Source organism: Neisseria sp. P0001.S005 (assembly GCF_051963715.1).
On the sequence record NZ_JBQCTZ010000027.1, the window covers coordinates 1 to 24,160 of the forward strand.

Consider the following 24,160-nt stretch of genomic DNA (forward strand, 5'->3'; position numbering starts at 1 on the left):
GGACAAGACCCTGCAACGCGCACCTTCCAAGCAGTTCGCATCTTTATTAACCGCGAGCTCGAAGAGGTAGAGGCAGTCTTGCCGCAGGTTGCAGGCCGTCTGAAAGAGGGTGGACGTTTGGCCGTCATTGCGTTCCATTCGCTGGAAGACAGAATTGTGAAGCAGTTTATTAAAAAATATTCGCAACATGCGCCTTTGCCCCGTTGGGCAGTGGTTAAGGAAGCGGATTTGCCTCAGCCGCCTTTGAAGGCTGTGGGCAAAGCAATTAAACCGGGTTCGGCAGAGACTGAAGCCAATCCGCGTGCACGCAGTGCAGTTTTGCGTGTGGCGGAGCGAAGCAGTGGCGAAATTTCGGTTGTTGACTAGGGAAGCGTTTCGGCATTGTCGCAAGGGATGTTTCTGTTGACAGGCCGTCTGAAAGTTTGAAATGGGTAAGTTGAATATTTTATTACTGGTTTTGGTGACGGTTTCGGCCTTTGCCGTAGTGTTTAAGCAAAATCAGTCGCGCTTGCACTTTATCGAGTTGGATAAGGCGCAAAAGCGGGAAATTCAGTTGGAACAGGATTACGCGCGCTTGAAGCTGGAGCAGGCAAGATTGGCCAACCACAAACTGATTAAAGTGGCGGCCGAAAAGCAACATCTGCTTCCGCCGGGTGCGCATAATACGGCTATGCTGGAACGCAAAAAATAAGAATACAGAGCCTTGCATTGGTGCAAGATTTACGGGATTTGATGGCTCACTGAGCAGCTAAGTCATGAGAAGTTCAACATGTTAATTAAGAACGAATATAAACCTCAAATGCTGTCTGGAACAACAAAAACGAAAAAGCCGCTGACAAGTAACGGGCGAATCGGTTTGGTGCTGGGCGCTGTTGCGCTGGCATTTACCGGTCTGTTGGTGCGCGGGGTTTATCTGCAAACCAGTCAGCATGAATTTTTGAAAAATCAGGGCGACCAACGTTTTGTGCGTACGCTTCCGCTGCCGGCATCACGCGGTATGATTACCGACCGCAATGGTGCCACATTGGCTTTGAGTGCGCCTACCGAATCATTGTATGCCATGCCTTCCGGTATGGAGGAAATGCCGACTGACGAGCAGTTGGAAAAATTGTCGGCCATTGCCGATGTGCCTGTTGAAGTTTTGAAAAATAAATTGTCTAAAAAAGACAAAGGCTTTATCTACCTGAAACGTCAACTCAGCTACGAGAAAGCAGAAGAAATCAAAGCATTGGGCATTAAAGGCATCGCATTCCAAAAAGAATTGAAACGCCATTACCCGATGGGCAATCTGTTTGCGCACGTTATCGGTTTTACCAATATCGACGGCAAAGGTCAGGAGGGCTTGGAGCTTTCCCGTGAAGACAGCCTGCGCGGTGAAGATGGTGCGAAAGTTGTATTGCGTGACAACAAAGGCGATATCGTAGACAGCCTCGACTCTCCACGCAACAGCGTGCCTAAAAACGGCCAAGACATGATTTTGTCTTTGGATCAGCGTATTCAGACGCTGGCTTATGACGAGTTGAACAAGGCTGTGGCTTATCACAAAGCCAAAGCGGGTACCGTTGTGGTATTGGATGCGCAAACCGGCGAGATTTTGGCTTTGGTCAACAGCCCGGCTTACGATCCGAATCAGCCCGGCCAAGCCAATAGCGAACAGCGCCGCAACCGCGCTGTAACCGATATGATCGAACCCGGTTCTGCTATGAAGCCGTTTACCATTGCCAAAGCATTGGATTCAGGCAAAGTGGATGCAACCGATACTTTCAATACCCTGCCTTACAAAATTGGCCCGGCCACCGTACAAGACACCCACGTTTATCCTACTTTGGATGTACGCGGCATCATGCAAAAATCTTCCAACGTCGGTACCAGTAAACTTTCTGCCATGTTTACTCCTAAAGAAATGTACGATTTCTATCATGATTTGGGTGTGGGCGTGCGCATGCATTCAGGCTTCCCGGGTGAAACGGCAGGTTTGTTGAGAAGCTGGCGCAGATGGCAAAAAATCGAACAGGCAACCATGTCTTTCGGTTATGGCCTGCAATTAAGCCTGTTGCAATTGGCGCGTGCCTATACTGTCTTGACCCATGACGGCGAGTTGTTGCCGGTCAGCTTTGAAAAACAGGCGGTTGCGCCTAAAGGCAAGCGTGTCATCAAAGCCTCTACTGCGAAAAAAGTGCGCGAGTTGATGGTTTCCGTTACTGAAGCCGGCGGTACCGGTACTGCCGGTGCTGTGGATGGTTTTGACGTAGGTGCGAAAACCGGTACGGCGCGTAAACTGGTCAATGGCCGCTATGTAGACAACAAACACGTTGGTACGTTTATCGGCTTTGCTCCGGCTAAAAATCCACGCGTGATTGTGGCCGTTACCATTGACGAACCGACTGCCAACGGCTATTACGGCGGCGTGGTTGCCGGTCCCGTATTCAAAGAAGTCATGAGCGGAAGCTTGAATATCTTGGGCGTTTCCCCGACCAAGCCTTTAAGTAATACTGCTACTGTCAAAGTACCGTCATAATCCAAACAATCAAAGAGATATTGTTTATGTTCAGCAAGCTAACCCCCTTGGCTGAAACCAACTTTCCGCCTCTGCTGTGTGAAAACGCAGCAGGGCGTTTGTTGCATTCAGACAGCCGACAAATTAAACAGGGTGACATTTTCGTTGCCTGTCAGGGCGAATATACAGACGGCCGCAGCTATATTCCTGCCGCCATCGCCAACGGTGCCACCTTTGTTTTTTGGGATGATGACGGCAAATTTACATGGAATCCCGAATGGAACGTTCCCAATCAAGGCATTAAAGATCTGAAACATCGTGCCGGTATGTTGGCAGCACAGGTTTACGGCAATGTTTCAGACGGCCTTAAAGTTTGGGGCGTAACCGGGACCAATGGCAAAACCTCTATCACACAATGGCTGGCGCAAGCTGCCGATCTTCTGGGCGAAAAAACCACCATTATCGGCACAGTCGGCAACGGTTTTTGGGGTGCATTGGAAGAGACTACGCATACCACACCAGCTCCCGTTGATGTCCAAACCCTGCTCTACCGCTTCCGTCAGCAAGGCGCAACAGCCGCTGCGATGGAAGTCTCCAGTCACGGCCTTGACCAATCGCGTGTTAACGGCGTGCCATTCCTCAGCGCAATCTTCACCAATCTCACCCGCGACCACCTCGACTACCACGGCACGATGGAAGCCTACGGTGCCATCAAATCGCGCCTGTTCTACTGGCATGGTCTGCAACACGCCATCATCAATGTCGATGACGAATACGGTGCAGAACTGGTAGGCCGTCTGAAAAAAGATTGTCCAGATTTAGCCGTTTACGGCTATGGTTTCAGTGAACACACCGATATCCGCATTACTGATTTCACCGCTTCTTCAGACGGCATGGAAGCCGTATTCCAAACACCATGGGGCGAAGGAAAATGCCGCACCCGTCTGCTCGGACGGTTCAACGCGCAAAACCTCGCCGCCTGCGTTGCCTTGCTGTGTGCCAACGGTTATCCACTCAATAACGTTTTGGAAGTACTGGCAAAAATCCGTCCTGCTTCAGGCCGCATGGATTGCATTATGAACAGCGGCAAACCTTTGGTCGTTGTCGATTATGCCCACACGCCGGATGCACTGGAAAAAGCACTCTCCACTTTGCAGGAAATCAAACCTCAGGGCGCGGCCTTATGGTGTGTCTTCGGCTGCGGCGGCAACCGAGACCGCGGCAAACGCCCATTGATGGGCGCGGCAGCCGTTCAGGGTGCCGATAAAGTGGTGGTTACCAGCGATAACCCACGCTTGGAAAATCCGCAAGACATTATCAGTGATATTTTGCCTGCCGTGCCTAATCCTGAGCGTGTGGAAGTTGATCGCGCCGTCGCCATCCGTTATGCGGTTGAGCAAGCCGCTGCGAACGACATCATTCTGATTGCCGGTAAAGGGCATGAAAACTATCAGGATGTACAAGGCGTGAAACACCATTTCTCCGATTTTGAAATCGCAGAAAAAGCATTGGCAGAGCGCGGTTAAGCTATATCGCAAATGTTCAGACGGCCCGAAACCTTAAGGCCGTCTGAAAAGATTTAAGCATATACAACAAAAGCAATACGACACACGCATTACGGCACGTCAGCCATTAAACCCATCACAGTTGTTTGTTTCAGCGGACTTTTTAACAAGGCCGTCTGAACAACAAGGAGACCGATTTGATGCTGAAAATGTCGATAAAAACCTTATTAATCAGTGCAGCCGTAGTTTTATTCGCAGGCTGTACCACCAAACAACTTCCGCGTCCTACTGTCGAAATCGAGCAGTTGAGGGCGCAACAGCCTCCGGTCGAGCAAAGCCTGCCCAATCCAGTTAAAGGCAAACGTTTTGACGACACTTGGGGCGCAGCGCGCAGTCAGGGGCGCAGGCATGAAGGTGTGGATATTTTTGCTAAGAAAAACACGCCGATACGCAGTACCACGCCCGGCATCGTCACCAAAATTGGGCGCAACCGATTGGGCGGTAAAGTTATTGGTATTCAAGGGCCGGGTGCGTGGCATTACTATGCCCACCTGAATAAATTTGCCCGTATCCGCCTGTATGAGCGAGTAAAAGAAGGGCAGGTCATCGGCTATGTCGGTAAAACCGGCAACGCCAGAACCACACCGGCCCACCTGCATTACGGCGTGTATCTGCCGAACGGCGCGGTGAATCCGTATCCGCTGATTAATCAGAATAGATAGGCCGTCTGAACAAGATTTGAGAGTATGAACGCAAAGAAATTGGTTAAGGCAACGAATATCATCGGTATGGTAGCAGTCGTGCTGCTGGTGTATTGGGTATTTGTTCTGATTTTATCCAATGTTTTCGGGCTTAAGGTATTCCGCGAATACATTACGGAAATTTTCCTGATGAGTATTTTGGGGATTTTTGCCGTGATGGCGGGTGCCTTGATATTGAACATCATGCTGAATTTGACCCGTATCGCCGAGCGAGGACAAGAGGAAGAAAGCAAAGGTGGCCGGAAAATCTTATTTTTGTTGTTGGCAGTATTTCCCGTTTTAGCCACCTTGTTATTTGGCGGAAATTATCTGACTGTTCAGAAAAAACGTCAGATCTTGACTCAATCGCTAGAGCGTATCGTCAAGGATAATCCATCGCAAATCAACGCGTTGGCAGATTATCGTTTTGACTTGGCATACATCAAAAAAGCGGCGTTAATCCTTGAGCTGATGTCGAAGGAAGATTCTGCCTTTAAAGCCGCTACGGTGATTGTGCCGGATACGATAGGTAATAAACAGGTTTATTTGGCTTTCTCAGCCGATTCCCATTTAAGTGGGATTGATGAGCAGGCGCCCAATGCTCAGGGAGTAGGCGATGATAATGGTTTTGTCGTTACTCGGAATGGCAATAAAGAAACGATCAGCAAAACGCAATATCTTTATGCTCCGCATTTGAGCGAGCGTGAATACTTGCAGAGGGTATTTGCCGGACAAACAAATGAAATACGTTATGAGGCAAAAGACGGCAATTACAGCCTTTGTCACTCCTACCGCCAAAACGGTAAAACCATTGTATTGTGTTTTTCCGATTACCAGCAGTACGGGAAAATCGGTAGTTGAGTGTGGGAAAATCGGTTTCAATAGTACAGGAATACGTCAAGTGAATGATTTACAAGAAATATTGCTGAATAAGTATGTAGAGATTTTAAACAAACCGGAACATCAGAACTTATTGCGTGCAATTAGCAATAAAGACAATAAATTATCCAATATCCATTTGGGCTTTGTCCCTGAGCATTATGAAAGCGCAGAACATAAAATTCTGATTGTCGGTCGAGAAACACGAAGTTGGTACGATAGCAAGAAATTTGATGAATATCATGCCGAAAATGTAAGGCAACTGATGTCGTTAAGCAAAGATTTTATTTGGCGGAATTTGACTGGGGATTTAAAAAGAAACACAAAAGGAGCAACATTTTTCAATTTCGTCCGTAACGTTGCCAAGCGAAGTGGGAATGAAGGCATCTTGTGGGCTAATATTTTTGCGGTGGACTATAAAACTAAACATCCTAAGCATTCGGATTGGTTCGAAGATATAAAAACACTTTCCTGTAAATTACTGCGTACCCAAATTGAAATTTTAAAGCCACAGATTATTCTTTTCGTAAGCGGAGACGGCGGCGTAGCGGCGCGGAGGGAGTGCTTTCCTGATTTGTCCGGCTCGGATCAAGGCATAAACGGCTTGAATAAGGGAAAACTGGAAAAATTTTCTTTTGAAGGTAATAAGGAAATAATATGTTACCGAGCACCTCATCCCAGTACCAGAAATCGAGAAGGAAGGCGCGCTTTAAAGGTGCTCGTCGAAGAGTTGCTGCCTTCTGCCAAAGTGTAAAATGCCTTTGCAACAAAATGCCTGTTTGAAAAAAACAAACGAAAGAAACCATGAAACCACTAGACCTAAATTTCATCTGCCAAACTCTCGGCCTTCTGATGCCGTCTGAAAATCAACCCGTTTCGCGCATCGTAACCGACAGCCGTGATATTCAGGAAGGCGACGTATTTTTCGCGCTTGCCGGTGAGCGCTTTGATGCGCATGACTTTGTTGAAGATGTGTTGGCAGCAGGAGCAACGGCAGTTGTGGTTTCGCGCGAAGATTGTGCGGCTTTGAAAGGCGCGTTGAAGGTTGACGATACGCTTGCGGCTTTGCAAAAACTGGCGAAGGCGTGGCGTGAAAATGTGAATCCGTTTGTCTTTGGTATTACCGGCTCTTCCGGCAAAACGACGGTGAAAGAGATGTTGGCCGGCGTATTGCGTCATCGATTCGGTGATGAAGCTGTGTTGGCAACTGCCGGCAATTTCAACAACCATATCGGCTTGCCGCTGACGTTGTTGAAACTGAACGAAAAACACCGCTATGCCGTCATTGAAATGGGTATGAACCATTTTGGCGAATTATCTTTGCTGACCCGAATTACTAGTCCGAATGTTGCTCTGGTCAATAACGCCTTGCGCGCACATGTCGGTTGCGGTTTTGATGGCATCGGCGATATTGCCAAAGCCAAAAGTGAAATCTACGAAGGCTTGCTTTCAGACGGCATTGCACTGATTCCGTGCGAAGATGCCAACATCGCTACATTTGAAGCTGCTACTGCACAATTGAACGCTCAGACTTTCGGCGTTGCCAGTGGCGATATCCATGCGGAAAATATTGAGTTGAAACCGTTGTCTTGCGAATTTGATTTGGTGCGTGGTAATGAACGTGTTGCCGTGGTATTGCCAGTCCCCGGCCGTCACAATGTGCATAATGCCGTAGCGGCGGCGGCTCTGGCTTTGGCGGCAGGTTTGAGCCTTGCAGAAGTTTCAGACGGCCTGAAAAATTTCAGTAATATCAAAGGCCGTCTGAATATCAAGCAAGGCATTAAAGGCGCGACTTTGATTGACGATACTTATAATGCCAACCCCGACAGCATGAAAGCCGCCATTGATGTACTTGCCGCTATGCCTGCGCCGCGTATTTTTGTGATGGGCGACATGGGCGAATTGGGTGAGGATGAGGCCGTAGCCATGCACGCCGAAGTTGGCGCGTATGCACGGGATAAAGGCATCGAGGCCGCGTATTTTGTCGGCGACAACAGCGTTGAAGCGGCAGAAACATTTGGTGCGGAAGGTTTGTGGTTTGCAGACAAAGATCCGCTGATTCAAGTGTTGAGCCACGATTTGCCTGAACGCGCTACTGTATTGGTCAAAGGCTCACGCTTTATGAAGATGGAAGAAGTGGTTGAGGCACTGACGGATAAAGAGGTTGTCTGAAAATGGGGCAGAAAAGAAAACGACCTATACTGTTGCAGTTTATCGTTTTAATGCTAATAGTAGCAGCAGTTTTATGGCCTGCAGTAGTGTGGCTTTACATCGAAAATGTAGGATTTGAGACAATAAGCGAAGCATACGAGGGCACAAGAGGACGTTGGGGTTGGTTTGAATTTTGGTTAGGAAATTTTCATTTGCTTGTGCAAGTGATATTGATGCTGGTTAGTGCTGTTGGACTATGGAGAGGTAAGGATTGGGCGCGTAGGTTATGGCTGTATGGTTGTATACTGTATATTGTCTACAATATGGTCGGTTATTTGGTTTCCCCTAGGATTGGGTTTCCATTGTTGGATGTCATTATTCGCGCTGCAATTTGTTATAGCCTGTTTTGCTTACATCCCAAAGATTATTTTCAGACTCAAGAGAATAAAACTTGAGAAGGCCATCTGAAATATGAAAAAGATTTTTCTATTGGCTGGTTTGCTGATTGCTGCGTTTTATGTCGGAATGAAAGTACAGGCATTTATTTATGAAAATACCTGCTTGGATTTGGGCGGCGGAAAGAATCCTGGAAACTATCCGATTTGCGTGGTAGAGAAATAATCTTACTCAACAAGGCAGTCAACCCTTTCAGACGGCATACCGATTTATTTTTAATTGGGCAATAAGCCCGCTGTAACAACAAAAACAAAAAAGGAAGCCCCATGTTTTTATGGCTCGCACATTTCAGTAACTGGTTAACCGGTCTGAATATTTTTCAATACACCACATTCCGTGCCGTGATGGCCGCGCTGACTGCGCTGGTATTTTCATTATTGTTGGGTCCGTGGACCATCCGCAAGCTGACTGCGCTTAAAGTCGGCCAAGCCGTCCGTACCGACGGCCCTCAAACCCACCTGATCAAAAACGGTACGCCAACCATGGGCGGCTCGCTGATTTTGACCGCCATTACCGTGTCCACAATCTTGTGGGGCAACTGGGCAAATCCTTATATCTGGATTCTCTTAGGAGTTTTGCTTGCTACCGGTGCACTCGGTTTTTACGATGACTGGCGCAAAGTGGTTTATAAAGACCCTAACGGCGTGTCTGCCAAATTCAAAATGGTGTGGCAGTCCAGCGTTGCCATTATTGCTGGTTTGGCATTGTTCTACCTTGCGACAAATTCCGCCAACAATATCCTGATTGTTCCCTTCTTCAAACAAGTTGCCTTGCCGCTTGGTGTCGTCGGCTTCTTGGTATTGTCCTACCTGACCATCGTCGGCACATCCAATGCCGTTAACCTGACCGACGGTTTGGACGGCTTGGCCGCATTTCCCGTTGTACTTGTTGCAGCCGGTCTTGCCATCTTTGCTTATGCCAGCGGACACTCCCAATTTGCCCAATACTTGCAATTACCTTACGTTGCCGGCGCAAACGAAGTGGTGATTTTCTGTACCGCCATGTGTGGCGCGTGTCTCGGCTTTTTGTGGTTTAACGCCTATCCGGCACAAGTCTTTATGGGCGACGTCGGCGCGCTCGCGCTTGGTGCGGCGCTCGGTACCGTTGCCGTCATCATCCGCCAAGAATTTGTCCTCGTCATCATGGGCGGCCTGTTTGTTGTTGAAGCCATTTCCGTTATGTTGCAAGTTGGTTGGTACAAACGCACTAAAAAACGCATTTTCCTGATGGCGCCGATTCATCACCATTACGAACAAAAAGGCTGGAAAGAAACCCAAGTCGTTGTCCGTTTCTGGATTATTACCATCGTCTTGGTATTGATTGGTTTAAGTACCCTCAAAATCCGCTAAATCTCCAAAGGCCGTCTGAAACTTTCAGACGGCCATTATGTAAGGTAAGCATGCTTGCCTGAATCCTACGTCTCAAAATAAATCTCGCAATAATCCACACAGAAAGTCCCCAAGCATGTACCAATCTTTTGGCGGCGCAACCGGCATCCGCACCCTGACCGACCGTTTCTACGACTTGATGGAACTTGAGCCGAAATACCAAGCCTTGCGCCAAATGCACGGCGAAGACATGACCCTGATACGCGAAAAGCTCTACGAATTTTTCAGCGGCTGGCTTGGCGGACCGCAACTCTTTGTCGAAAAATACGGCCATCCCCAACTGCGCGCCCGCCATATGCCTTTTGCCGTCAACGTACAAGTCCGCAATGAATGGATCGCCTGCTTTGCCCAAGCCATGAGCGAACTGGGCATCGACAAAGCACTTGCCGAACCTGTTTTAATCCAAGTTTTTGCCATGGCAGATTGGTGCCGTAACCAAAACGAAGACGGAATCGAACCGCCTATGCCGCCGATGGCGGTCGATCCCGTAATTCGCATTCCCGAACTGAAAAACGTTTTAAAGCAATATGGTGTAGACAGTTATTTTGAAGGTTGAGGTCGTCTGAAAAGTGATTGTGATGTAGGCTGAAATATAACCATTCTTTCCTTATCAGTCCTAAAACGGAAAAGTCGTTCTTTATCAAAGGCTGTGAAAATGAATGTGTAGTTATCGTGGTCTAAGATTAGTAGGTAAAATGCTGAATTGAATAGAGAGGAAATTTCTAAAGTTCCAGTTACGTATATTTTTAAAATTATGGAAAAGATATAAGCAAGGATAGTTATGTTGAGATTTCTACTTGGAATTTGTGTTTGTATAACATTATCAGCTTGCCAAACAGAAACTTTGGTAAAAGATGTGAACATTTCGAAAAAACAGAAGTTACATAATATGAATACTTATTTTGCTGAAAATGCAAAAAAATTAGATGAAATAGTACAGATTCCTAGTGAAGGTGTTAAATCCATCGATGTATATGCCCTTTATGGATTTGTTGAGTCATTTTCGCCAATTTCTACTGCTGAGCAAATTAAACAAAGAGTAGGGGATGGTTTAGGTTATAAAGACTCATTTGGTACAAAATCTGTCCATTATCGTTTAGATCCAAAAGACTTTTCTCATTTTTTCTCTGGCTTTAATAGAATTAAAAGTACATTAAATCCCTATGATCAATTTGATTCAGTATATTTGATATTGATTGAAATTAAGTATAACACCCATTCTGTCCAAATACTTACTCGAGAGGCAGCAGCAGGAGAAGATTTTTTATTCAGTAAAATTATTAAAAATGATGAGAGATTTTTGATTTTATTGGATTCAAAAGGATTAAAAGAGTTATTTAATACGGTCGGTCCAAATCAAAATATCCTGAAATGATTAATTTAGGTTGAAGCTATTTATGACAAGCAGTGTGGATTTTAATAAGAAAGATTTTGTTGCCAATATCGTCCAAGAATTTGTAGTCGGTAAAATAGCAAATTGAATATTTGAAAGGGAGAATAAATCGGTACATGTTTACGTTAATTCAAAGTGCAGGGATAAAAGTAAACAATAGATTAATCATTATGACTAAGCGGGAAGTTTTGACTCAAATCTTTAAAATGTCGGATTCTGAATCCGGCCTACGGCTAAAACAGGAGGTAATATGGATGTTGTAGGAATAATGCTGATGTGGTTAGTTGGAATAGTCTTTTTTCCTATTATTGTGTACATCGTATGGAAAATTTATAAATATATCCGCACTCTTTCTATAAAAGTGCAGCGTGGCATAGCTATTTTAACCATTATTACTCCGTTAATTTTATATATAGGTATGACGCATATCACGAATAAAGGATATTGTATTCGGGATAGAAAGTATTTTTCCGAATATTCAAAAGAAAAAATGATCAATGATGCAATAATTTTGTTGATAAATAAGAATTCAGATATTTCTTTGGAAAGATATATAAAACCTCAAGATTTTTCTAAAAATCCTGAGATTTTTGATATTGCTAATTTCAAATCATTTAATGATGATTGCTGTCATGTATACACAGGTGATATTGATGACGGTAGTGGGTCGGTTAAGTATGTCTATAAACTTATTGGGAAATTTTATGGATATGTAAAGTTGGATTATTGGCAAATAAGGCCAAATTTTAAAATGGATGAAGAACAAAAGCGTGTTTATCAAAAAATTGAAAAAACAAGAAGCTATTATGGAGTGAGCCGTTGTGGGGAAGTTTTTGAAATTCCTGGTTATCTATATTTTTAAAAGTTAGAAAGGATTAAAAATGGCTAAATTACCAACAATGGAAGAAATGACAAGCCTTTATTTATACGGACAGACTATTCCGCCTAAGAATAAAGATCATCAAAGTTTAGTTTCTCGTCAGCCTACATTGCCATATCCCGTGTCAGCGCAAGATTTTATGGATGGTCCAGGACGTTTTGCAAGAGCGTCGGATTTTGAATATGTAAATAAATTTTTTAATGAGAACTATCAGAAACCTGCTTACAGATTAAAACCCGGAGAATACAGTAAGGCTGAAGTTATGAAGCATTTCGGCTTGGACAGAGGGTGGGTATCTCTGACACTTGCTATGTATGATGATGGCAAAGATGATTTGATCGAGAGAGCATATATCTGGAATACCAGTGCTTTTATGTTGGACGATAAAGCACGGTTTGTGGTTGCACCCGATGGCAGTAGATATATTAAGGATTTTGCCATTCGACCGTACAAAAATGAAAATTTTGATTTTAAAGGTGGATGGACTTCAGAAATAGTCAATTCTAAACTTCAACGAGAAATTGATCCTGCTGGTATCGGCAGGACTGTAGAAATTACTTTTACCGGCAATGTAAAAACACGTACTTTGATGGAAAAAGATTACCGTATTGAACAGAGCAAATCTACAAATTGGAGTTTGGTTAATGGTATAAAAGTAGGGCTTGGGGCATATGGAATCAGAGAGAGTATCATAGACCGACTAGAGAAAGATGGGGTGCTGTATCGTCATGATGAGCAGAAAATGCAGAAACGGTCTGATCATCAAAAACATTCTTTCGACTACAACAATACCAACTGGAACAATTTGAACGGCAGTGATTTATACGCTGCAGTTTTGTCTGCGGACAGCAGTCAGTTGGATGCGTTGGGTAAAAATCTGGCGCAGTCGGAAGAAGGTCAGCGTATACTGAGGCAGGGAGAAAATCTGTTGGCTGAATATAAAGAACAGCAGGAATTGGAGCGGCAACAGGAGTTGGTACATTCAAGCCGTGCAATGGTCAGAACGCTTTAAATCCGTATATCGGGGAAGGTTTAAATGGACGATAAGAAATTTGATGAGGCTATAAAGGTGTTGGTAATGTTGCGGGCGGACGTTATCGAACAGGGGAAGAAAATTGGTGGCCGAATTAATGAGCAACAGCGTGCTTTGTCGGAGGAGTCTGACCGGTTCAGACGACAGGTTGGTAATATAGTTGACAATGCAGGGAAGACTATCCAACAAGAAACTGAGCAGTCGTTGGACTTAGCAAGTGAAGGGTATAAGAAGGCAGTTGATGAATTAAATCGTGAAGTGGTAAAACTCAATAAAATTATCAAAAGCTGGTATATCGGCATAGGCGTAGTATTAGCTATTGCTGTCATTATATTGTTTGTGGTGGTGCGATATACGGTTGTTGATTTGGCTGATAGGCGTGCGGAATTGGAGAGTTATGAACATGCCATTGAAACTGCCAAAGCATTTGCTGAGTCGGATGCCTACATATGTGAAGGGCGCATTTGTATCAATACAGGTAAAAATGTCGGTAACGGCTATCGTCAGGCAAAACCGAGAAAGAAATAAAACGTCGTCTGAAAAACTAGGATAAAACAGAAACAATAATTTGAAAGAAATGGATTTTAGAATGAATAAATTATTAAAAAAAATGATGGTAGCCCTGCTGTCTTTAGGCTTAGCACAGGTTGTTTGGGCTGATAATGTGCCGGATTTTAAGGAAACGCTTCAAGTTGCGGAGCAAGGAAATGCTAAAGCCCAATTTAGTTTGGGTAAGATGTATTACGAAGGGCAAGGAGTTCGTCAAGATTATGCAGAGGCGGCACGATGGTATTTCAAGGCAGCAGAACAAGGGTATCCTGCAGCTCAAAATAATTTGGGTACGATGTATGCCAAAGGGCAAGGAGTCCGTCAAGACCCTGTACAGGCAGAGCAGTGGTATCGGAAGGCGGCAGAACAAGGGTATGCCCAAGCCCAATATAATTTGGGTGTGATGTACGACAATGGGCGAGGAGTTCGTCAGGACCATACACAGGCAGTGCAGTGGTTTGGCAAGGCGGCAGAACAAGGGATTGCAGAAGCCCAATTTAGTTTGGGTAAGATGTATTACGAAGGGCAAGGAGTTCGTCAAGATTATGCAGAGGCGGCACGATGGTATTTCAAGGCAGCAGAACAAGGGTATCCTGTAGCTCAAAATAATTTGGGTGCGATGTATGCCAAAGGGCAAGGAGTCCGTCAAGACCCTGTACAGGCAGAGCAGTGGTATCGCAAGGCCGCAGAACAAGGGTATGCCCAAGCCCAATATAATTTGGGTGTGATGTACGACAATGGGCGAGGAGTTCGTCAGGACTATACACAGGCAGTGCAGTGGTTTGGCAAGGCGGCAGAACAAGGGATTGCTCAAGCCCAATTTAATTTGGGTGTGATGTATGCCAACGGGCAAGGAGTCCGTCAAGACGATACACAGGCAGAGCAGTGGTATCGCAAGGCGGCAGAACAAGGGTTTGCAGAAGCTCAATACAATTTGGGTGTGATGTATGCCAAAGGAGAAGGTGTTCGTCAGAACTATAAGATTGCCAACGAGTGGTTTGGTAAGGCTTGTAATAACGGACTACAACAAGGTTGTGATGTTTATCGTGTATTTAATCAGGCAGGATATTGAATCCTTATTCAAAGGCTGTCTGAAAAAGTTTAGGATAAAACCAAGATGACTTTTCAAAATAAAAAAATCCTCGTCGCCGGACTTGGCGGTACGGGTATTTCCATGATTGCCTATCTGCGCAAAAACGGTGCGGAGGTTGCCGCGTATGATGCGGAGCTGAAAGCTGAGCGCGTGTTGCAAATCGGTAAGATGTTTGACGGGCTGGTGTTTTACACGGGCCGTCTGAAAGATGCGCTGGACAATGGTTTCGATATTCTGGCGCTCAGCCCCGGCATCAGCGAGCGTCAGCCGGATATCGAGGCGTTCAAGCAAAACGGCGGGCGCGTGTTGGGCGACATCGAATTGCTGGCGGACATTGTGAACCGCCGCGGCGACAAGGTGATTGCGATTACCGGCAGCAACGGCAAAACCACGGTAACGAGCTTGGTCGGCTATCTCTGCATCAAGTGCGGGCTAGATACCGTTATCGCGGGCAATATCGGTACGCCGGTTTTGGAGGCGGAATTGCAGCGCGAAGGCAAAAAGGCGGACGTGTGGGTGTTGGAGCTTTCCAGCTTCCAATTGGAAAACACTGAAAGCCTACGCCCGACTGCGGCGACGGTGCTGAACATTTCTGAAGACCATCTCGACCGCTACGACGACCTGCTCGACTATGCGCATACCAAGGATAAGATTTTCCGTGGCGATGGCGTGCAGGTTTTGAGTTCAGACGACGTGTTCTGCCGCGCGATGAAACGCGCCGGGCGCGAGGTGAAATGGTTTTCGTTGGAACACGAAGCCGATTTTTGGTTGGAACGCGAGACAGGCCGTCTGAAACAAGGCAATGAAGATTTGATTGCCACGCAAGACATCCCGCTGCAAGGTTTGCACAACGCCGCCAACGTTATGGCTGCCGTGGCTTTATGTGAGGCTATCGGTTTGCCGCGAAATGAATTGCTCGAACACGTTAAGACCTTCCAAGGCCTGCCGCACCGCGTGGAAAAAATTGGCGAGAAAAACGGCGTGGTGTTCATCGACGACAGCAAAGGCACGAACGTCGGCGCGACCGCTGCCGCGATTGCCGGTTTGCAAAATCCGCTCTTCGTGATTTTGGGCGGTATGGGCAAAGGGCAGGACTTTACACCCCTGCGCGACGCGCTTGCCGGCAAGGCAAAAGGTGTGTTCTTGATTGGTGTCGATGCGCCGCAAATCCGCCGCGATTTGGACGGCTGCGGTCTGAATATGACCGACTGCGCCACTTTGGAAGAAGCGGTTCAGACGGCATACGCCCAAGCCGAAACTGGCGATATTGTGTTGCTCAGCCCCGCCTGCGCGAGCTTCGATATGTTCAAAGGCTATGCGCACCGTTCGGAAGTGTTTATCGAGGCGTTCAAAGCTTTGTAAGGCCGTCTGAAAGATGAAAGTCGGGTTGAAAATCGGCTTGGCGGCAGTCGTGCTTTCAGCTGTCGCCACTTCAGTATTTTGGTTTGCCGCACCAATTCGTTCTACGACAACCGTTACTATGCCAAGTGAAGCGCCGTTACCTGAAGATGCAGTTATCGACAGATTGGTCGTGCATAAAAGCAAGCGCACCATGTCGGCGTACTCGCAAGGCAGGTTACTGAAAACTTATCCTATTTCGTTGGGCAAGCAGCCGGTCGGGCATAAACAGTTTGAAGGCGACGGCAAAACGCCCGAAGGAAAATACCGCATCAATGAGCGTAATCCCAATAGCGGCTACCATAAAAACCTCGGCGTTTCCTATCCCAATGAAGCCGACAAAGCCTACGCGGTGGCACAAGGCAAAAGCCCGGGCGGGCTGATTAAAATCCACGGCATGAAAAACGGCTGGGGTTTTATCGGTAAAAAACACCTGAAAAAAGACTGGACCGACGGCTGCATCGCGGTCACGGACGAAGAAGTCGACGAACTCTACCGCAGCGTGAAACACAATGCGGAAATTGAGATTCTGCCGTGAACATCGTGCCAACATTGCCTCAAAGGTCGTCTGAAAACGTCAAGGCGGTTTCAGACGACCTTTTTGCTGCAACGGCAAACTTGTTCTTTTCCTTTAACCCGTGTTACTGTTTCTTAAAGTTTGCCTATGCGGGCAAACGGCGAGGCGGCGGGCAGCCATGCCTGACCGAAAAAACGTGTGTTCATCAATCCGAAAGGAAAACCCATGAATTTTCAAGACTACATCCGTTACGATGCCGTCGGTTTGGCAGAGCTGATCCGCAAAAAAGAAGTGTCCGCCGATGAGGTGTTGCAGGCTGCTTTAAGCCGCTTGGACGAAGTCAATCCCAAGCTCAATCTGTTGGCACACGATTTGCGCGAACGCGCGGCGGCGTGGCAGGGGTCGTCTGAAAATGCCGATACGCCGCTGGCGGGCGTGCCGTTTTTGCTCAAAGACCTGCTGGCGGATTGGGAAGGCGCGCCGACATGGTCGGGTTCGCGCATGATGCAGCATTACATTGCCAAGCAAAACAGCGATTTGACTCAAGCCTATCTCGATGCGGGACTGCGCGTGTTCGGCAAAACCACCACGCCCGAATGGGGCGCGTATGCCGTTACCGAAACCGAAATCTACGGCATCACGCGCAATCCGTGGCATTTGGATTACACCGCGGGCGGCAGCAGCGGAGGTGCTGCGGCGGCAGTGGCTTCGGGCGTCGTACCCGCAGCGCATGGCAGCGATGGCGGCGGCTCCATCCGCTTACCCGCGCACAACTGCGGCGTGTTCGGGCTGAAACCCACGCGCGGTCGCAGCAGTTACGCGCCGAACGCATCGGAGGCATGGCAAGGCTTGGTATGCGACCATGTGTTGACCCGCAGCGTGCGTGACAGCGCGGTTTTGCTGGACATCGCCGCCCAAACCCAAGCCCGCGCCCTGTATGCTTGCCCGCCGCCGCCCGAAAACGGTTTTGCAGGCAGCCTGAAACAAGAAACAGGTCGTCTGAAAATCGCTTTTTGGAAACAGGCATGGTTTGGCGGCGGCAACGACGAAGGCACGGAAGCCGCGTTCGCCCATAGTTTGAAACTGATACAAGACGCGGGACACGAATTGGAAGAAGCCACGCCCGATTTTGCGCCGCCTGAACAGCTCAACCGAGCCGCCCGCATCATCGTCATGGGCGAAACGGCAAAACTGTTCTACCAATATCAATACGAAACCGGACAAAAACTGCCGCACCGCCTGCTTGAGCCGACAACGTGGGCAATGATTGTGCAGGGTCGGCAAATCAGTGCGGGCGAAATGGCATGGGCGCGCGACGTGATGCTGGCGCAGGAACGTGCCGCCAAAGCATTTTTCACACGCTACGACGTGTTAATGACGCCCGTCTGCCCGCGCACCACGCCGAAAATCGGCGAGATGATGCCGCCGCCCGCCGCACAAAAAGCCATGCGCCTGCTGTTTGGCACGCTGCGCTTGGGTTTTCTGTTGAAAAACAACCCGTTTTTAGAAAAAGAAGCCGCCGCCGCGCTGCAATACGTCGGTTATACGTCGCCGCTGAACATGAGCGGCAACCCCGCCATGAGCGTGTCGCTTTACCGGCATAACGAGCTGCCCGTCGGTACTCAGTTTGCCGCCGCTCACGGACGCGAAGACACGCTGCTCCGCCTTGCAGCGCAGTTGGAACAGATACAGCCGTGGGTGGAAATACCGCAGTTGGCTTAGGGTTTGTATTGGATAAAAAGTAGCCTATTTTTCTGAAGAAAAAATTTATACAAGGCCGTCTGAGAACATAAAAGCGTTTTCAGACGGCCTTTTGCCGGTATCAAAGGGTAGGGGAGGGCGCAAAGAACGTCGGAATCCGGCATCTTTAAAGATTCTGAATTGTTGGTTTGGAAATAAACCTTTAAAATAACGTTAATTCATTTTTTCAGACGGCCTCTTGCCCATTAGCAGGCCGTCTGAATATTTTATTCAAGCCGTTACGGATGTTTTCATGATTAGTCTTTCCAAAATGCTTGACCGGCCGATTGCGCGCGATGGTCGGAAGTTTGATGTTTCTCTCTTGTGGATGGTCGTCTTAATGACGGTCTTCAGCCTGATTATGATTTATTCGGCTTCTATTGCGTATGCGGCATCGGAAGGGGGTAGCCAGTTTTCTTTTGTGTTTAAGCAGGCAATGTTTATCCTGTTTACAGTGGCTATATGCTTGCCGCTTTTCCTGCTGAAGATGAGTTTCTGGCGGCGGATTATTCCGTTTTATTTTGCTGTTTCAGGTTTGCTGTTGTTGCTGGTTTTGTTTGTCGGCCGTGAGATTAATGGCGCGACGCGCTGGATTCATATCGGGCCGCTCAACTTGCAACCGACTGAATTTTTCAAATTGGCGACGGTCTTGTACTTGTCCAGCCTGTTTACGCGCCGTGAAGAAATGTTGCGCGATTTGGATTCTTTGGGTTGGTCGTCTTTGTTTACCGGTATTGGCGATTTGGTGTGCAGCCCCTTTAAAAGTGAAGCTTGGGTAAGGGTAAAGGAACGCTTCCGTAAGTTTAAGACCTTGATTCTGCCGATTATGTTGGTGGCGGTCGGTTTGGTTTTGATTATGGGTCAGCCGGACTTTGGCTCGTTTGTCGTGATTGTTGTGATTACCATGGGTATGCTGTTTTTGGCAGGCTTCCCGTGGAAGTATTTTGCTGTATTGGTGGCGACCGTTGTGAGCGGTATGGGCTTGCTGATTTTGGCCGCGCCTTACCGTATGGCGCGTGTGGCGGCGTTTTTGGACCCTTGGAGCGATCCTTTGGGTAAAGGCTATCAGCTGACCCATTCCTTGATGGCGATTGCGCGCGGCGGCTGGTTTGGCGAGGGCTTGGGTGCGAGTTTGGAAAAACGTTTCTACCTGCCTGAAGCGCATACGGACTTTATTTTTGCCGTCATCGGCGAGGAATTCGGCTTTTTCGGGATGCTGGTTTTGGTGTTCTGCTACGGCTGGCTGGTGTGGCGCGCGTTTTCCATCGGCAAGCAGGCGCGTGATTCGGGCTTGATGTTCAGCGCGTACATTGCCAACGGTATCGGTATTTGGATTGGTATTCAGAGTTTCTTCAATATCGGTGTAAACATCGGTATCCTACCCACTAAGGGCCTGACTTTGCCGTTTATGTCTTACGGCGGTTCGGCTGTCTTTATCATGCTGGTGTGCATTACTTTGTTATTGCGCATTGATTATGAAAACCGCCAAAAAATGCGCGGTTATTCGGTGGAGTAAAACCATGAGCGGTAAAACTTTTATGCTGATGGCCGGCGGTACGGGCGGCCATATTTTCCCTGCATTGGCGGTTGCCGAGTCGCTGCAAAAGCGCGGCCATCATGTGATTTGGCTGGGCAGTCAGGATTCGATGGAAGAGCGTATCGTGCCGCAATACGGCATACGCTTGGAAACGCTGGCCATTAAAGGCATACGCGGCAACGGAATCAAGCGCAAGCTGATGTTGCCATTTACGCTGTATAAAACCGTCCGTGCGGCGCAGCAGATTATTAAGAAACACCGTGTCGAGTGCGTTATCGGTTTTGGCGGTTTTGTTACTTTCCCCGGTGGCTTGGCGGCAAAAATTTCCGGTGTGCCGATTGTGATTCATGAGCAAAACGCCGTAGCCGGTTTGTCCAACCGCCAACTGTCGCGTTGGGCAAAACGTGTCCTGTACGCTTTCCCCAAAGCATTTCAACATGAAGGCGGATTGGTGGGTAACCCTGTCCGTGCCGATATTGCGGCATTGCCTGTTCCCGAAGAACGCTTTGAAAACCGTCAAGGCCGTCTGAAAGTTTTGGTGGTGGGTGGCAGTTTGGGTGCGGATGTGTTGAACAAAACCGTTCCGCAAGCTTTGGCATTATTGCCTGAGGCGGCCTGTCCGCAAATGTATCATCAGTCCGGCCGCAATAAATTGGGTAACCTGCAGGCGGATTATGATGCATTGGGTGTACAAGCCGAGTGCGTCGAATTTATTACCGATATGGTATCCGCCTACCGCGATGCCGATTTGGTAATTTGCCGTGCCGGCGCGCTGACGATTGCCGAGCTGACGGCTGCCGGTTTGGGTGCATTGCTGGTGCCGTATCCGCACGCGGTGGACGACCATCAAACAGCTAATGCGCGCTTTATGGTGCAAGCCGAAGCTGGTTTGCTGCTTCCGCAAACTCAACTGACGGCAGAAAAACTGGCCGAAATCCTCGGCGGATTAAACCGTGAAAAATGCCTGAAATGGGCGAAAAATGCCCGTACCTTGGCGTTGCCGCACAGTGCAGACGATGTGGCGGAAATTGCCATATCTTGTGCCGAATAAGCAGGCAAGACTTTGTTCAAGGCCGTCTGAAAAGTTAATTAACGGCGTTTCAGACGGCCTTTATTGCTTTTGTTAAAATTCCTTTACAATAAAAGCATAGCGCAGAAGCGGATAGCCCTTTAAAATAACGCCTTTACGCACTAAAAACCAACCGGAACGCAACGTTATGATGAAAAATCGAGTGACCAACATCCATTTTGTCGGAATCGGCGGCGTCGGCATGAGCGGTATTGCCGAAGTTTTACACAATTTGGGCTTTAAAGTTTCCGGTTCGGATCAGGCGCGTAATGCCGTTACTGAGCATTTGAGCGCTCTCGGCATCCAAGTTTACCCAGGGCATACTGCCGAACACGTCAATGGTGCCGACGTGGTTGTTACCTCTACTGCCGTTAAAAAAGACAATCCTGAAGTCGTTGCCGCGTTGGAACAGCAGATTCCCGTGATTCCGCGCGCGTTGATGTTGGCGGAACTGATGCGCTTCCGCGATGGTATCGCCATTGCCGGTACGCACGGTAAAACCACAACCACCAGCCTGACCGCTTCTATTCTCGGCGCGGCAGGTCTTGACCCGACTTTCGTTATCGGTGGCAAACTCAACGCCGCAGGGACCAACGCCCGTTTGGGTAAAGGCGAATACATTGTTGCCGAAGCCGACGAATCCGATGCTTCTTTTCTGTATCTGACGCCGATTATGTCCGTCGTGACCAATATCGATGAAGACCATATGGACACTTACGGCCACAGCGTTGAGAAGTTGCATCAGGCGTTTGTGGATTTCATCCACCGTATGCCGTTTTACGGTAAGGCATTCTTGTGTATCGACAGCGAACACGTCCGCGCGATTTTGCCCAAAGTGAGCAAACCTTACGCCACTTACGGCTTGGATGATACTGCCGATATCTACGCAACCGATATTGAAAACATCGGCGCGCAAATGAAATTTACCGTTCATGTTCAAATGAAAGGACATGAGCAAGAGCCGTTTGAGGTTGTTTTGAATATGCCCGGCCGCCACAACGTCCTCAATGCGTTGGCGGCTATCGGCGTTGCGCTGGAAGTTGGTGCATCGGTTGAGGCCATTCAAAAAGGCTTGCTCGGCTTTGAAGGTGTCGGCCGCCGCTTCCAAAAATATGGCGACATTAAATTACCAAACGGCGGAACCGCTTTGCTGGTGGACGATTATGGCCACCATCCTGTCGAAATGGCGGCAACCCTTTCCGCTGCACGCGGCGCATACCCTGAAAAACGTTTGGTCTTGGCTTTCCAACCACACCGCTATACCCGTACACGCGATTTGTTTGAAGACTTTACCAAAGTCCTCAATACCGTTGATGCGTTGGTGTTGACCGAAGTTTATGCCGCAGGCGAAGAGCCGATTGCCGCGGCCGACTCCCGCGCTTTGGCGCGCGCCATCCGCGTATTGGGCAAACTTGAGCCGATTTACTGCGAAAACGTTGCCGATCTGCCGCAAATGCTGCTGAATGTTTTGCAGGACGGCGATGTTGTGTTGAATATGGGTGCCGGCAGCATCAACCGCGTTCCGTCTGCATTGGTGGAATTGTCGAAACAATCATAATAAACAGGCATATTGGCCTTTGAGGACAGATAGGTCGTCTGAACAATATTCAGACGGCCTGTATCAGTATTTAAGAAAGTGGAAATTATGCAGAATTTTGGCAAAGTGGCCGTGTTGATGGGTGGCTTCTCCAGCGAGAGCGAAGTTTCGCTGGATAGCGGCGCCGCTATTTTGGCTGCCTTGAAAAGCAAAGGTGTCGATGCCCATGCGTTCGACCCCAAAGAAACCCCGTTGTCTGAATTGAAAACACAAGGTTTTCAGACGGCCTTCAATATTCTGCACGGCACTTTCGGCGAAGATGGCGCGATTCAAGGCGCGTTGGAACTGATGGGTATTCCTTACACCGGCAGCGGTGTAGCCGCTTCTGCGCTGGGTATGGACAAATACCGCTGCAAACTGATTTGGCAGGCTGTGGGCTTGCCTGTTCCTGAGTTTGCCGTATTGCATGACGACAGCGACTTTGATGCCGTTGAAGAAAAATTGGGCCTGCCGATGTTTGTGAAACCTGCCTCAGAAGGCAGCAGCGTTGGCGTGGTAAAAGTCAAAGAAAAAGGCCGTCTGAAAAGCGTTTACGAAGAATTAAAACACTTGCAGGGCGAAATCATTGCCGAACGCTTTATCGGCGGCGGCGAGTATTCTTGCCCGGTATTGAACGGTAAAGGCCTGCCGAGCATTCATATTATTCCAGCTACTGAGTTTTACGACTACGAGGCTAAATACAACCGCGACGATACGGTTTATCAATGCCCGTCGGAAGATTTGAGTGAGGATGAGGAAAACCTGATGCGCGAACTGGCCGTGCGTGGCGCGCAGGCGATTGGTGCGGATGGCTGTTCGCGCGTGGACTTCCTGAAAGATATGGACGGTAAGCTGTATCTTTTGGAAATCAATACCTTGCCCGGTATGACCAGCCACAGTTTGGTACCAAAATCTGCAGCCCATACCGGCGTGGATTTTGCTGATTTGTGTATTGAGATTTTGAAGACCGCTCATGTGGGATGATGCAGGCGCACTGGGTCGGCTGACCCGCAGGCTATTATTGCTGATGACTTTTCTGCTGATAGGTTCGGGCATAGCTTGGCTTTACAATTCCAAATATTTCCCTGTGAAACAGATTGCCATTCAGGGTAAGCTGAAATATGCTTCCGGCAAAGAATTGCAAACTGTTGCACGAGAACATATCAGGGGTAATATGTTCCGCGCCGATATTGATTCGGCGCAGGCCGCTTTTCAGGAATTGCCTTGGATTGACTCGGCAATGGTGCGCCGCCGTTTTCCGGAAACCGTGGAAATTATCCTGACCGAGCGCGTGCCGGTTGCACACTGGCGCGCTGGCGGCTTGGTGGACAGTAAGGGCAATGTGTTTGCCGCAAGCCTGAAACAAGACCTGCCTATATTTGAAGGGCAGCAGGGGACAGGCAAAGACATGGTCAAACATTATGCGGACTTTTCCGGTATTTTGAGTCCGTTGAAACTGACCATCAAAGAATTGATCTACACGCCGCGTTCGGCATGGCTGCTTGTATTGAACAACGGCATTACCGTGCGCTTGGGGCGTGAAAATGAAATCAAACGTTTGCAGCAGTTTGCCCAGATTTGGCCATCGTTGCTGCGCAAAAAACAAAGTCGTATCGAGTATGTCGATATGCGTTATAAGGATGGTTTTTCAGTCCGTTACAGGCCGTCTGAAAACCCTTCCGACAGTGAATAGCCGATTAGACGTGAAGCAATCTTGTTTCAAAAATAATCAAACCGTCAGTCAGACAACATAGCGAAC

General features: G+C 48.0%; 25 protein-coding genes. All 25 read left to right on the plus strand.

The window, feature by feature from the left end:
* Positions 1-366, plus strand: a 366-nt coding sequence (gene mraW, locus ACTHSP_RS05710; protein WP_440345782.1) for a 16S rRNA (cytosine(1402)-N(4))-methyltransferase, incomplete at its 5' end; no start/stop codon positions are given.
* 61 nt (positions 367-427) lie between these two features.
* Entirely contained in the window at positions 428-691 is a 264-nt protein-coding gene (gene ftsL, locus ACTHSP_RS05715) for a cell division protein FtsL (protein ID WP_003681879.1), read from the plus strand.
* Between the two features lie 78 nt (positions 692-769).
* Positions 770-2,518 (plus strand): penicillin-binding protein 2, encoded by a 1,749-nt coding sequence (locus tag ACTHSP_RS05720; protein ID WP_314513419.1) that lies wholly within the window; start codon positions 770-772, stop codon positions 2,516-2,518.
* Between the two features lie 26 nt (positions 2,519-2,544).
* Positions 2,545-4,023, plus strand: a complete 1,479-nt coding sequence (locus ACTHSP_RS05725) for a UDP-N-acetylmuramoyl-L-alanyl-D-glutamate--2,6-diaminopimelate ligase (protein WP_314513417.1) — start codon at positions 2,545-2,547, stop codon at positions 4,021-4,023.
* Between the two features lie 179 nt (positions 4,024-4,202).
* Positions 4,203-4,724 (plus strand): M23 family metallopeptidase, encoded by a 522-nt coding sequence (locus ACTHSP_RS05730; RefSeq protein ID WP_314513422.1) that lies wholly within the window; start codon positions 4,203-4,205, stop codon positions 4,722-4,724.
* A 24-nt stretch (positions 4,725-4,748) separates the two neighbouring features.
* On the plus strand, positions 4,749-5,603 hold the full coding sequence (locus ACTHSP_RS05735; protein ID WP_440345783.1) for a peptidase: 855 nt from the start codon (positions 4,749-4,751) through the stop codon (positions 5,601-5,603).
* A 40-nt stretch (positions 5,604-5,643) separates the two neighbouring features.
* Complete coding sequence (locus tag ACTHSP_RS05740; protein ID WP_314513415.1) at positions 5,644-6,375, plus strand: hypothetical protein; 732 nt, start codon at positions 5,644-5,646, stop codon at positions 6,373-6,375.
* Between the two features lie 50 nt (positions 6,376-6,425).
* Entirely contained in the window at positions 6,426-7,793 is a 1,368-nt protein-coding gene (locus ACTHSP_RS05745; RefSeq protein WP_440345784.1) for a UDP-N-acetylmuramoyl-tripeptide--D-alanyl-D-alanine ligase, read from the plus strand.
* A 32-nt stretch (positions 7,794-7,825) separates the two neighbouring features.
* Complete coding sequence (locus tag ACTHSP_RS05750; protein ID WP_440345785.1) at positions 7,826-8,227, plus strand: hypothetical protein; 402 nt, start codon at positions 7,826-7,828, stop codon at positions 8,225-8,227.
* A gap of 16 nt (positions 8,228-8,243) precedes the next feature.
* Positions 8,244-8,393: a hypothetical protein gene (locus ACTHSP_RS05755; protein WP_440345786.1), complete on the plus strand. Its 150-nt coding sequence runs from the start codon at positions 8,244-8,246 to the stop codon at positions 8,391-8,393.
* Positions 8,394-8,494: 101 nt separating this feature from the next.
* Complete coding sequence (gene mraY, locus ACTHSP_RS05760) at positions 8,495-9,577, plus strand: phospho-N-acetylmuramoyl-pentapeptide-transferase (protein ID WP_003685861.1); 1,083 nt, start codon at positions 8,495-8,497, stop codon at positions 9,575-9,577.
* A gap of 115 nt (positions 9,578-9,692) precedes the next feature.
* Entirely contained in the window at positions 9,693-10,172 is a 480-nt protein-coding gene (locus ACTHSP_RS05765) for a group II truncated hemoglobin (protein WP_440345787.1), read from the plus strand.
* A 333-nt stretch (positions 10,173-10,505) separates the two neighbouring features.
* Complete coding sequence (locus ACTHSP_RS05770) at positions 10,506-10,991, plus strand: hypothetical protein (RefSeq protein ID WP_440345788.1); 486 nt, start codon at positions 10,506-10,508, stop codon at positions 10,989-10,991.
* 268 nt (positions 10,992-11,259) lie between these two features.
* Positions 11,260-11,871, plus strand: a complete 612-nt coding sequence (locus ACTHSP_RS05775) for a hypothetical protein (RefSeq protein ID WP_440345789.1) — start codon at positions 11,260-11,262, stop codon at positions 11,869-11,871.
* A 19-nt stretch (positions 11,872-11,890) separates the two neighbouring features.
* Positions 11,891-12,901 carry a hypothetical protein gene (locus ACTHSP_RS05780; protein WP_440345790.1) on the plus strand — a complete coding sequence of 337 codons (1,011 nt, stop codon included), beginning with the start codon at positions 11,891-11,893 and terminating at the stop codon, positions 12,899-12,901.
* A 24-nt stretch (positions 12,902-12,925) separates the two neighbouring features.
* Positions 12,926-13,450, plus strand: a complete 525-nt coding sequence (locus ACTHSP_RS05785; protein WP_440345791.1) for a hypothetical protein — start codon at positions 12,926-12,928, stop codon at positions 13,448-13,450.
* Between the two features lie 61 nt (positions 13,451-13,511).
* Positions 13,512-14,543 carry an SEL1-like repeat protein gene (locus ACTHSP_RS05790; protein WP_440345792.1) on the plus strand — a complete coding sequence of 344 codons (1,032 nt, stop codon included), beginning with the start codon at positions 13,512-13,514 and terminating at the stop codon, positions 14,541-14,543.
* Positions 14,544-14,588: 45 nt separating this feature from the next.
* Positions 14,589-15,926, plus strand: coding sequence for a UDP-N-acetylmuramoyl-L-alanine--D-glutamate ligase (gene murD / locus ACTHSP_RS05795; RefSeq protein WP_440345793.1), 1,338 nt, complete (start codon positions 14,589-14,591; stop codon positions 15,924-15,926).
* Between the two features lie 13 nt (positions 15,927-15,939).
* Complete coding sequence (locus ACTHSP_RS05800) at positions 15,940-16,500, plus strand: L,D-transpeptidase family protein (RefSeq protein WP_440345794.1); 561 nt, start codon at positions 15,940-15,942, stop codon at positions 16,498-16,500.
* A 204-nt stretch (positions 16,501-16,704) separates the two neighbouring features.
* Positions 16,705-18,201 (plus strand): amidase, encoded by a 1,497-nt coding sequence (locus ACTHSP_RS05805; protein WP_440345795.1) that lies wholly within the window; start codon positions 16,705-16,707, stop codon positions 18,199-18,201.
* A 271-nt stretch (positions 18,202-18,472) separates the two neighbouring features.
* On the plus strand, positions 18,473-19,735 hold the full coding sequence (locus ACTHSP_RS05810) for an FtsW/RodA/SpoVE family cell cycle protein (protein WP_070459549.1): 1,263 nt from the start codon (positions 18,473-18,475) through the stop codon (positions 19,733-19,735).
* 4 nt (positions 19,736-19,739) lie between these two features.
* The gene (gene murG / locus ACTHSP_RS05815; RefSeq protein WP_070459546.1) at positions 19,740-20,807 is read left to right on the plus strand and encodes an undecaprenyldiphospho-muramoylpentapeptide beta-N-acetylglucosaminyltransferase; all 1,068 of its coding nucleotides are present in this window, start codon (positions 19,740-19,742) and stop codon (positions 20,805-20,807) included.
* A gap of 166 nt (positions 20,808-20,973) precedes the next feature.
* On the plus strand, positions 20,974-22,383 hold the full coding sequence (gene murC / locus ACTHSP_RS05820) for a UDP-N-acetylmuramate--L-alanine ligase (protein WP_063076123.1): 1,410 nt from the start codon (positions 20,974-20,976) through the stop codon (positions 22,381-22,383).
* Positions 22,384-22,470: 87 nt separating this feature from the next.
* On the plus strand, positions 22,471-23,385 hold the full coding sequence (locus ACTHSP_RS05825) for a D-alanine--D-alanine ligase (RefSeq protein ID WP_314511287.1): 915 nt from the start codon (positions 22,471-22,473) through the stop codon (positions 23,383-23,385).
* Positions 23,375-24,094: a cell division protein FtsQ/DivIB gene (locus ACTHSP_RS05830; RefSeq protein ID WP_070873720.1), complete on the plus strand. Its 720-nt coding sequence runs from the start codon at positions 23,375-23,377 to the stop codon at positions 24,092-24,094. Before ACTHSP_RS05825 ends, ACTHSP_RS05830 begins: the two co-directional genes overlap by 11 nt.
* The last annotated feature ends 66 nt before the right edge of the window (positions 24,095-24,160 follow it).

Excerpts from the sequence above, each read along its gene's own strand:
- murD (WP_440345793.1), top strand. The coding sequence starts at position 14,589 with ATGACTTTTCAAAATAAAAAAATCCTCGTCGCCGGACTTGGCGGTACG.
- ACTHSP_RS05800 (WP_440345794.1), top strand. The coding sequence starts at position 15,940 with ATGAAAGTCGGGTTGAAAATCGGCTTGGCGGCAGTCGTGCTTTCAGCT.
- ACTHSP_RS05825 (WP_314511287.1), top strand. The coding sequence starts at position 22,471 with ATGCAGAATTTTGGCAAAGTGGCCGTGTTGATGGGTGGCTTCTCCAGC.
- ACTHSP_RS05810 (WP_070459549.1), top strand. The coding sequence starts at position 18,473 with ATGATTAGTCTTTCCAAAATGCTTGACCGGCCGATTGCGCGCGATGGT.
- mraY (WP_003685861.1), top strand. The coding sequence starts at position 8,495 with ATGTTTTTATGGCTCGCACATTTCAGTAACTGGTTAACCGGTCTGAAT.
- ACTHSP_RS05790 (WP_440345792.1), top strand. The coding sequence starts at position 13,512 with ATGAATAAATTATTAAAAAAAATGATGGTAGCCCTGCTGTCTTTAGGC.
- ACTHSP_RS05805 (WP_440345795.1), top strand. The coding sequence starts at position 16,705 with ATGAATTTTCAAGACTACATCCGTTACGATGCCGTCGGTTTGGCAGAG.
- murC (WP_063076123.1), top strand. The coding sequence starts at position 20,974 with ATGATGAAAAATCGAGTGACCAACATCCATTTTGTCGGAATCGGCGGC.
- ACTHSP_RS05775 (WP_440345789.1), top strand. The coding sequence starts at position 11,260 with ATGGATGTTGTAGGAATAATGCTGATGTGGTTAGTTGGAATAGTCTTT.
- ACTHSP_RS05755 (WP_440345786.1), top strand. The coding sequence starts at position 8,244 with ATGAAAAAGATTTTTCTATTGGCTGGTTTGCTGATTGCTGCGTTTTAT.
- ACTHSP_RS05830 (WP_070873720.1), top strand. The coding sequence starts at position 23,375 with ATGTGGGATGATGCAGGCGCACTGGGTCGGCTGACCCGCAGGCTATTA.
- ACTHSP_RS05770 (WP_440345788.1), top strand. The coding sequence starts at position 10,506 with ATGAATACTTATTTTGCTGAAAATGCAAAAAAATTAGATGAAATAGTA.
- ACTHSP_RS05765 (WP_440345787.1), top strand. The coding sequence starts at position 9,693 with ATGTACCAATCTTTTGGCGGCGCAACCGGCATCCGCACCCTGACCGAC.
- ACTHSP_RS05745 (WP_440345784.1), top strand. The coding sequence starts at position 6,426 with ATGAAACCACTAGACCTAAATTTCATCTGCCAAACTCTCGGCCTTCTG.
- ACTHSP_RS05730 (WP_314513422.1), top strand. The coding sequence starts at position 4,203 with ATGCTGAAAATGTCGATAAAAACCTTATTAATCAGTGCAGCCGTAGTT.
- ACTHSP_RS05720 (WP_314513419.1), top strand. The coding sequence starts at position 770 with ATGTTAATTAAGAACGAATATAAACCTCAAATGCTGTCTGGAACAACA.
- ACTHSP_RS05735 (WP_440345783.1), top strand. The coding sequence starts at position 4,749 with ATGAACGCAAAGAAATTGGTTAAGGCAACGAATATCATCGGTATGGTA.
- ACTHSP_RS05785 (WP_440345791.1), top strand. The coding sequence starts at position 12,926 with ATGGACGATAAGAAATTTGATGAGGCTATAAAGGTGTTGGTAATGTTG.
- murG (WP_070459546.1), top strand. The coding sequence starts at position 19,740 with ATGAGCGGTAAAACTTTTATGCTGATGGCCGGCGGTACGGGCGGCCAT.
- ftsL (WP_003681879.1), top strand. The coding sequence starts at position 428 with ATGGGTAAGTTGAATATTTTATTACTGGTTTTGGTGACGGTTTCGGCC.
- ACTHSP_RS05725 (WP_314513417.1), top strand. The coding sequence starts at position 2,545 with ATGTTCAGCAAGCTAACCCCCTTGGCTGAAACCAACTTTCCGCCTCTG.
- ACTHSP_RS05780 (WP_440345790.1), top strand. The coding sequence starts at position 11,891 with ATGGCTAAATTACCAACAATGGAAGAAATGACAAGCCTTTATTTATAC.